Genomic DNA, 7155 nt, shown 5'->3' with positions numbered 1-7155 from the left:
AGCCCACACCGGAAATCCTCACCTCAGAAGGAGAAACTGCTGGCCGAGGCGACGGCGTTGGATCCGGCCGATACCGACCGCTCGCTGCGTCGTCTCCGGGAGATCCAGGACCGCTGGGACGAGATCGGACGGGTCCCCCGGGAGGCCGCGGGCTCCCTGGAGCGGCAGATGGCGGCCATCGGCGACAAGCTGCGCGAGGCCTCCGACGCCCGCTGGGCCCAGCGCTCCCTCGCTTCATCACCATTCGTGACGAAGCTGCGGGAATCCGTCACGAAGTTGGAGGCGAAGCTGGCCCGGGCCCAGGCCGCCGGACGCACCAAGGAGATCGCCGACACCGAGTCCGCCCTCGCCGCCCAGCGGGCCTGGCTGGCCCAAGCCGAGGGACAGTCCCACAACGACTGAGCCGCGCCGGCAGGCGCGGGCGCTTCGTATGGACCCGAAAACGGGGAACTGCGGCATCCGCCGTGGTCGAAGGGGCGAAGGTCCGCGGAGTACCAGGTGGTGCACCTCGGGGCGGACACGTCCAAAGAGCGCTAACTGACCGCTTGCCAGAGTTAGCAGCCCGACGTATCGTCGACTGCGTTGGTGATGTGTTGTGGCGGCGCACTCGTTTCCGTGCCGACCGGAGCTTGCCGAGGCAGCATGGCCTCCCCTGAATCGCAGCGTCCACGGACGGCGGGCTCTCGGCGGGCGGTCGTCCGCGGAGTCCTCGGAGTCCGCGGACTCCTCGGCCGCGGGGTCCAGCCGTATGCCGAGGTTCACGGATGGCGGGGCGCCCGCCATGGGCGCGGCAACCCGCCTCGCCCTCCGGCGAAGGAGGCGTTCGACCCGGTGGCGGCCCTGAATGTGCGCGATCTCGGCGATTTCATCCGCGATCAGCGGCACAGCGCACAGATCTCCCTTCGTCAACTCGCCAAGCAGGCCGGGGTGAGCAACCCTTACCTCAGTCAGATCGAGCGAGGCCTCCGGCGGCCGTCCGCGGAGATTCTTCAGCAGATCGCGAAGGCGCTCCGCATCTCCGCCGAAGTGCTCTACGTGCAGGCCGGAATTCTGGAGGAACGGCAGGGCGAAGAGAACGTCATGGCTGCCGTGCTCGCGGACGAATCCCTGTCCGAACGACAGAAGCAGGTCGTGCTCGACATCTACGAGGCGTTCTGCCGGGAGAACTCCATCGCGGCGCGGGCCGGCCGCGGCCACCCGGACGGCGACGCCGAGGCCGGGCCGCGCGGGTTCGTCCCCGGCGAGCCCGCCACCCCGACCGCGGGTCCGGCCGCCATCGGTGATTCGGTGTCCGCACGGGGTTCGGCCGCCACCGTGGGAGCGACCTTCGCGGAGCCGACGACGAAACGAAGATCCGCCCGACAGGCGTCGGCGACATCCCGGGGCACCACCACCGCGGCGCGGTCGGCCTCGTCGGACGGTACGGGTAAGCCGTCACCGGGGAGCGCCCCGGGCCGCACCAGGCGATCGAAGGCCACGGGAGGCGAACCGGCGGCGCCGACGAGGACCGAGAGCGGTCCGATCACCGGCGCTCCCCCCGCGTCCCTACCCACACCGGCAGCACCGGCTCCGCAGCCGACCACCGACAACCCGGTCGATCAGACCTAGATCGACCGGCGGAGACCGCGACGAAAAGGAAAGCAGTACTCCGTTCCTGTACGGCCTATCACCACCCTGACCCTCACATCATTTACCCGACCTTATCACCCGTCGGCGACGAGGCGCTAACAGGAAATCTCTACACGAAAGCAACGAATCTTCGAACCGAGGGAGACATCATGGCCACCACGCGCACGACGAACCGCCCCGCCAGCCGTCCCACCGCCCGCGTCAGCGCGCAGGCCCAGGAGGACACGGCCGAGGCGAGGGCCGAAGTCAGGGTTCCGCTGGCGAAGGTGCGCAAGCCGCTCTACGCGTCGGTGGGAGCGGCGGATCTCGCTGTGGCGAAGCTGCTCGCCCTGCCGACGACCACAAGCACCGAGGTTCGGAAGATCTCCGACCGGGTCGGCGCGCTGCCTACCCAGGCGGCGCGGGTTCCGACCCAGGTCGGGACGGCCGTGCGTGCGCTGCCGGCCACCGTCACCTCCCAGATCTCCGACCTGCAGGGACGCGCCACCTACCTCTACAACAGCTTCGCCACCCGGGGCGAGAAGCGGGTGGCGAGCATCCGGCGCAGCCCGGCCACGGAGGAGGCGGTGCAGCGCACCCGGACGGCAGTGAGCCAGACCCGCGCCGCGCGCACCTCGAGCCGCAAGGCTGCCGAGGCGGTCGGCCGGGCCGTGACCGAGGCCGCCCCCGAGAAGTAACGGCCCGCGAACATCGACACACCGGAGCACCAACGGACGGTCATTGACCTGTTCCGGTCGACCACGGGTCCGGGGCCTGCTGTCCGGGGCCCGTGGTCCGATGTGTTGTATTAACTTATGCGCTATCGCCCGCTGGGATCCTCCGGACTACTGGTGTCTGTCGTCGGCCTCGGCTGCAACAATTTCGGCTCGCGCGTCGACCTCACCGGCACCCGTGCGGTCGTCGACGCGGCGCTCGACGCCGGGATCACGTTCTTCGACACCGCCGACACCTACGGGAACAAGGGCGGCTCGGAGACGCTTCTCGGGCACGTGCTGCGAGGCCGCCGCGACGATGTCGTCCTCGCCACAAAATTCGGCAACGACATGGGCGGCATGTACGGCCAGGACTTCAGCGCGCGGGCGTCCCGGCGGTACATCCGCAAGGCGGTCGAGGGTTCGCTGAGCCGGCTGCAGACCGACTACATCGACCTCTACCAGCTGCACACCCTGGACGCCTTCACGCCGATCGAGGAGACGCTCGAGGCCCTCGATGAGATCGTCAAGGAGGGCAAGGTCCGTTACATCGGTGCCTGCAACCTCGATGCCTGGCAGGTCGCCGACGCGGAGTGGACCGCCCGGGCATCCGGGACGACCCGCTTCATCTCCGCGCAGAACCACTACAACCTGCTGGAACGGGGCGTGGAGGCAGAGCTCGTGCCGGCCGCCCAGAAGTACGGCATCGGCGTCATCCCGTACTACCCGCTGGCGAACGGCCTGCTCACCGGCAAGTACCAGCGCGACGAGGTGCCGGCACCCGGCACCCGGCTGGCAGGCAGGCAGGCAGGACGAGCTGACCGACGAGGTCTTCGACCGGCTGGACGCCCTGGAAACCTTTGCGCGGGAGCAGGACCGGTCACTGCTGGACGTCACGATCGGCGGGCTGGCCGCCCAGCCCGGGGTCGCCTCGGTCATCGCCGGCGCGACCAGCCCGGTCCAGGTGCGCGCCAATGCCGTGGCCGGTCAGTGGCAGCCCCGCGCGGACGACCTCGCGGTGCTCGACAAGATCGCCGTGACCCGCCGTCCCGCCGACTGACCGCGGGACCGACGGATCCACGATCCGGGACGTCCCGTCAGATCTCCGCCGGGGCGTCCCGCACCGCACCGGCAGAACGCCCGAACCACCCGCCGAGGGCCAGTCGATGGTCAGCTCACCCAGCCGCCAGCGCCGCCGGTCGCCGCGGACCGGCCAGCCCTGGGCCCGCAGATCCGCCACGGCTGCGATCCACCGCTGGCGTGGGGAGAAGACGGCCCGCGGCGCGGCCCGCTCCCAGGCGCGGTCGAAGGCCGTGAACAGCCGGTGGACATCATGGCCGGGCACGTTGTGCTCGATGAGCGCCTTGGGGAGCCGCTCGGCGAGCTCGGACGGACGGGCGAGGCTCGCCAGATGCGCGGAGAGGGTCAGCGTGGGCCCGGCCGGGCCCCCCGCGCCGGACGGCAGCCAGGCCGGCGCCGCTCCCGGGGCCGGAAGACCGAACCAGCAGGCGCGCCGACCCGTCTCGTCGCAGGTTCCCTCGACGAGCATCCCGCCCGGGGCGAGCCGCGCCAGCATCGTCGCCCACGCGCCGGGGACCGCCCCCTCGGGATACTGCCGTAGCACGTTCAGGGCACGCACCAGCACCGGGCGCTCCCCTGGCGGCGGAAGCTCGAACCCGCCGCGGGTGAACCGCAGCCCGGGAGGTCTCGCGGCCGGTGCGGCCCGGGTGACCCGGTCCTGGTCGAGCTCCAGGCCGACGACGCGCACGCCCGGACGCACCGTTCGCAGCCGCTCGTAGAGCTCCACCGTGGTCACCGGAGACGCGCCGAAGCCGAGATCGACGACCAGGGGATCCGCCGCCCCACGCAGCAGCGCGGCGGCCGCGTCGAGCGTCCAGCGATCGATCCGTCGCAACCGGTTCGGCGCGGTGGTACCCCGGGTGGGCATCCCGAGGGCACGCGCCCGTCCGGCCGCGAGCCGCGGCTCCCGACGGGAGGAGTTCGTCACGGATCCACCCTGGCAGACCGGCAGACCGGCGGACCAGAGACCGGCCGGTAGCCCGAAGGGGGGAGACCAACAGTTGACCCGACAACCGGCCGGGTAGAACGGTTGGAGACGTGTTCGTCCACAGCAGGGTTGGTCGTATCGGGCAGGCGCCGGTGGCGTGCGGATGCGGAGGTGCTCGATGCGTCTGATCAGAAGCGGCGCCGCCCAGGTCCGCGGTGAGTCCGAACGGCGCGGGCGGCCCAGCCGGGTCGCGATGCTGTCCATGCACACCTCACCGATGGAACAGCCGGGAACGGGCGATGCCGGGGGGCTCAACGTCTACGTCGTCGAGCTGTCTCGGCAGCTCGCGGCGCTGGGGGTGGAGGTCGAGGTGTTCACCCGCGCGGTGAGCAGCAAGCTGCCGACCTCGGCCGAGTTGTTGCCGGGTGTGACGGTCCGCCACGTTGACGCCGGCCCGTTCGAGGAGATCCACCGGGAGGATCTTCCCGCCTGGCTGTGTGCGTTCACCGCGGCTCTGCTGCGCGCCGAGGCCGGGCACGAACCAGGGTGGTTCGATGTGATCCACTCGCACTACTGGCTGTCGGGCCAGGTCGGTCTCGCGGTGGCACAACGATGGGGTGTCCCCCTCGTGCACACCTCCCATACGCTGGCGAAGATCAAGAACGGCGCGCTGGCCGCCGGAGACCGCCCGGAGCCGCTTGGCCGGCTACTCGGCGAACAGGAGGTCATCGGGGGGGCCACCCGACTGCTCGCCTCCACGCCGGACGAGTACCGGCACCTGATCGATCTGTACGACGCGGCGTCGGACCGGGTCGACGTCGTCGCGCCCGGCGTCGACCTGGAGGTCTTCCGGCCAGGTGACATGGCGCAGTCCCGGGCCCGCGTCGGCGTGGATCCCGCCGACGACCTGCTGTTGTTCGTCGGTCGGATCCAACCGCTCAAGGCGCCCGATCTGCTGCTGCACGCCGCCGCGGAACTACTGCGGCGCGATCCCGCCCGCCGCTCGCGGCTCACCGTCGCCGTGGTCGGCGGCCCCAGCGGATCCGGTCTGGAACAACCCGACGCCCTGGTCAAACTCGCGGCGTATCTCGGGATCTCCGATCGCGTCCGCTTCCAACCGCCGGCCCCGCAGCAGGAGCTCGTCCACTGGTACCGCGCGGCCACCGCCGTCGTCGTCCCCAGTCACAGCGAGAGCTTCGGCCTCGTCGCGCTCGAGGCCCAGGCCTGCGGCACCCCGGTGGTCGCCGCGGCGGTCGGGGGCCTGCGCACCGCGGTCGCCGACGGTGTCTCCGGGCTGCTCGTCGCCGGTCGGACCCCCGCCGTCTATGCCGACGCGCTGGACCGGCTGCTGCGCCAACCACGATGGCGGGCCCGGCTCTCCGCCGGAGCGGTGGCCTGGGCCGGTGGGTTCGGCTGGTCGGCCACGGCCCATGGCGTGCTGCGCAGCTACCGGCACGCGCTGAGCCCCACCGCCGTCGCCGTCTGAGAGAGGATCTCCGCCGGAACCAGCATCGTCTACCAGCTACTGGGGAGGCCCCAGCCATGACGGCGCCCATCGACGCAGCGGAACGCAACCGGCTCGACGTGGTGATCGATGACACGCTCAGGGATCTCGGTCTCGCCTACGACCATGTCGACACCGGCTCGTTCCTCGTCACGCTGGAGGGCGAGCACAAGCTGCGCACGATGACGTGGCTCGTCGTGCAGGACCACACCCTGCTCGTCGAGGCGTTTTTTATGCGCGCCCCGGCGGAGAACGCGGCGGGCACCTACGGATTCCTGCTCGGCCGCAACGCGAAGACCTACGGGGTGCACTTCTCCATCGACCGGGTCGGTGACATCTTCCTCACCGGGCAGGTCCCGCTGCTGGCGGTCACCGCGGAGGAGATCGACCGCATCCTTGGCTGCGTCGGCTCCTACGCCGACGAGAACTTTGACCCGGCGATAGCGCTGGGATTCGCCTCCGCCATCGAGCGGGAGAAGGCGTGGCGGGCCAAGCTGGCCGCCGACGCCGGCTCGGCCACGAAGCCGGGATGAGACCCGGTCCCGAGGAGGACGCGGTGCTTCCCGGCGATTCACGCGTCCCCGTTGCGTCCAGGCCGTTGCGTCCAGGCCGTTGCGTCCAGGCCGGGCGCTCCTCAGTAGACGAGGGCCTGCACGCCGTCCGCGAGAACCTCGTCGACGAACGCGGCGGCACCGGCGATGCGGACGCCGGGCAGGACGTCGTCCGGGCCGATGGAGCGCCGGGCCGCACACTGGGTGCACAGGGTGACGCGACCCCCGGCGAGGACGGCGGCGAGCAGATCGGGCAACGGCGCCGCCTCCGGCAGGCTGAACTCCTCCGCCCGGCCGGGCAGCGCGAACCAGGCGGACTCCCCGGTAAGCCAGAGCGAGACGTCCGTACCGGCTGCGACGGCGACGGCCGCGACCGTGAACGCCTGGGAACACCGTTCCGGCGCATCCGTCCCGGCGGTGACCTTGACGACGAGCGGGCGGGCCATCCTGCCAGTCTGCCAAATCGCACCCATCCCGTGCGTCCCGCCGAGGAACGAGTCCGACGACCCGTGCTTCCGCTTGGCCAGCGGTCCGCCGCTCCCATCCGTCCTGCCTGCCCGTGGCTATGGAATTGTAATGAAATAAAAAATGCATGTTCGGGAGCATCTTGGCAGGTAGGCGCACGGGGCCGGCTGGGTAGACGCCGTATTCATGATCATGCGTCTCATTGGCGCCGGGCATACCCCCAGGGCCGCGCAGAGATTACGCTACGTTGTGATCGGTGATGTTTTGTAGACGTGCTGTGGGGTGATTCGGGGTGCCCTGGGCGAC

Annotated in this window: 6 protein-coding genes and 2 pseudogenes; 6 read left to right on the top strand and 2 right to left on the bottom strand. The window is 70.8% G+C overall.

All coding sequences use genetic code 11. The features are described 5' to 3' along the window. From AC08ON_RS14635 to AC08ON_RS14620, 4 genes and pseudogenes are all read left to right on the top strand, one after another. On the top strand, positions 1-402 hold a 402-nt coding region (locus AC08ON_RS14635; protein WP_476617157.1), incomplete at its 5' end, for a DUF349 domain-containing protein. 429 nt (positions 403-831) lie between these two features. Continuing rightward, positions 832-1608, top strand: coding sequence for a helix-turn-helix domain-containing protein (locus AC08ON_RS14630; protein ID WP_476617156.1), 777 nt, complete (start codon positions 832-834; stop codon positions 1606-1608). Between the two features lie 170 nt (positions 1609-1778). Beyond that, the gene (locus AC08ON_RS14625; protein ID WP_476608064.1) at positions 1779-2306 is read left to right on the top strand and encodes a hypothetical protein; all 528 of its coding nucleotides are present in this window, start codon (positions 1779-1781) and stop codon (positions 2304-2306) included. A 117-nt stretch (positions 2307-2423) separates the two neighbouring features. Further along, positions 2424-3381: pseudogene (locus tag AC08ON_RS14620) on the top strand (aldo/keto reductase). A 96-nt stretch (positions 3382-3477) separates the two neighbouring features. Here the strand turns inward: AC08ON_RS14620 and AC08ON_RS14615 are convergent. After that, positions 3478-4269, bottom strand: a pseudogene (locus AC08ON_RS14615) (class I SAM-dependent methyltransferase); the annotation flags it as partial. A gap of 238 nt (positions 4270-4507) precedes the next feature. Between AC08ON_RS14615 and mshA the strand changes: the two are divergent. After that, positions 4508-5815 carry a D-inositol-3-phosphate glycosyltransferase gene (gene mshA / locus AC08ON_RS14610; RefSeq protein WP_476608065.1) on the top strand — a complete coding sequence of 436 codons (1308 nt, stop codon included), beginning with the start codon at positions 4508-4510 and terminating at the stop codon, positions 5813-5815. Between the two features lie 56 nt (positions 5816-5871). After that, positions 5872-6366: a type III secretion system chaperone family protein gene (locus AC08ON_RS14605; protein WP_476608066.1), complete on the top strand. Its 495-nt coding sequence runs from the start codon at positions 5872-5874 to the stop codon at positions 6364-6366. Between the two features lie 101 nt (positions 6367-6467). Here AC08ON_RS14605 and AC08ON_RS14600 read toward each other — a convergent pair whose 3' ends face one another. Next, positions 6468-6830 carry a DsrE family protein gene (locus tag AC08ON_RS14600; RefSeq protein ID WP_035729484.1) on the bottom strand — a complete coding sequence of 121 codons (363 nt, stop codon included), beginning with the start codon at positions 6828-6830 and terminating at the stop codon, positions 6468-6470. Between the last annotated feature and the right edge of the window lie 325 nt (positions 6831-7155).

The sequence above is a fragment of the Frankia sp. CoWAU3 genome (genome assembly GCF_977971855.1).
The sequence above is the reverse complement of the archived record's forward strand: the minus strand, read 5'-3'. Positions and strand labels throughout refer to the sequence as shown.

Coding starts and splice junctions, on each gene's coding strand:
- AC08ON_RS14625 (WP_476608064.1), top strand. CDS start 1,779: ATGGCCACCACGCGCACGACGAACCGCCCCGCCAGCCGTCCCACCGCC.
- mshA (WP_476608065.1), top strand. CDS start 4,508: ATGCGTCTGATCAGAAGCGGCGCCGCCCAGGTCCGCGGTGAGTCCGAA.
- AC08ON_RS14605 (WP_476608066.1), top strand. CDS start 5,872: ATGACGGCGCCCATCGACGCAGCGGAACGCAACCGGCTCGACGTGGTG.
- AC08ON_RS14600 (WP_035729484.1), bottom strand. CDS start 6,830: ATGGCCCGCCCGCTCGTCGTCAAGGTCACCGCCGGGACGGATGCGCCG.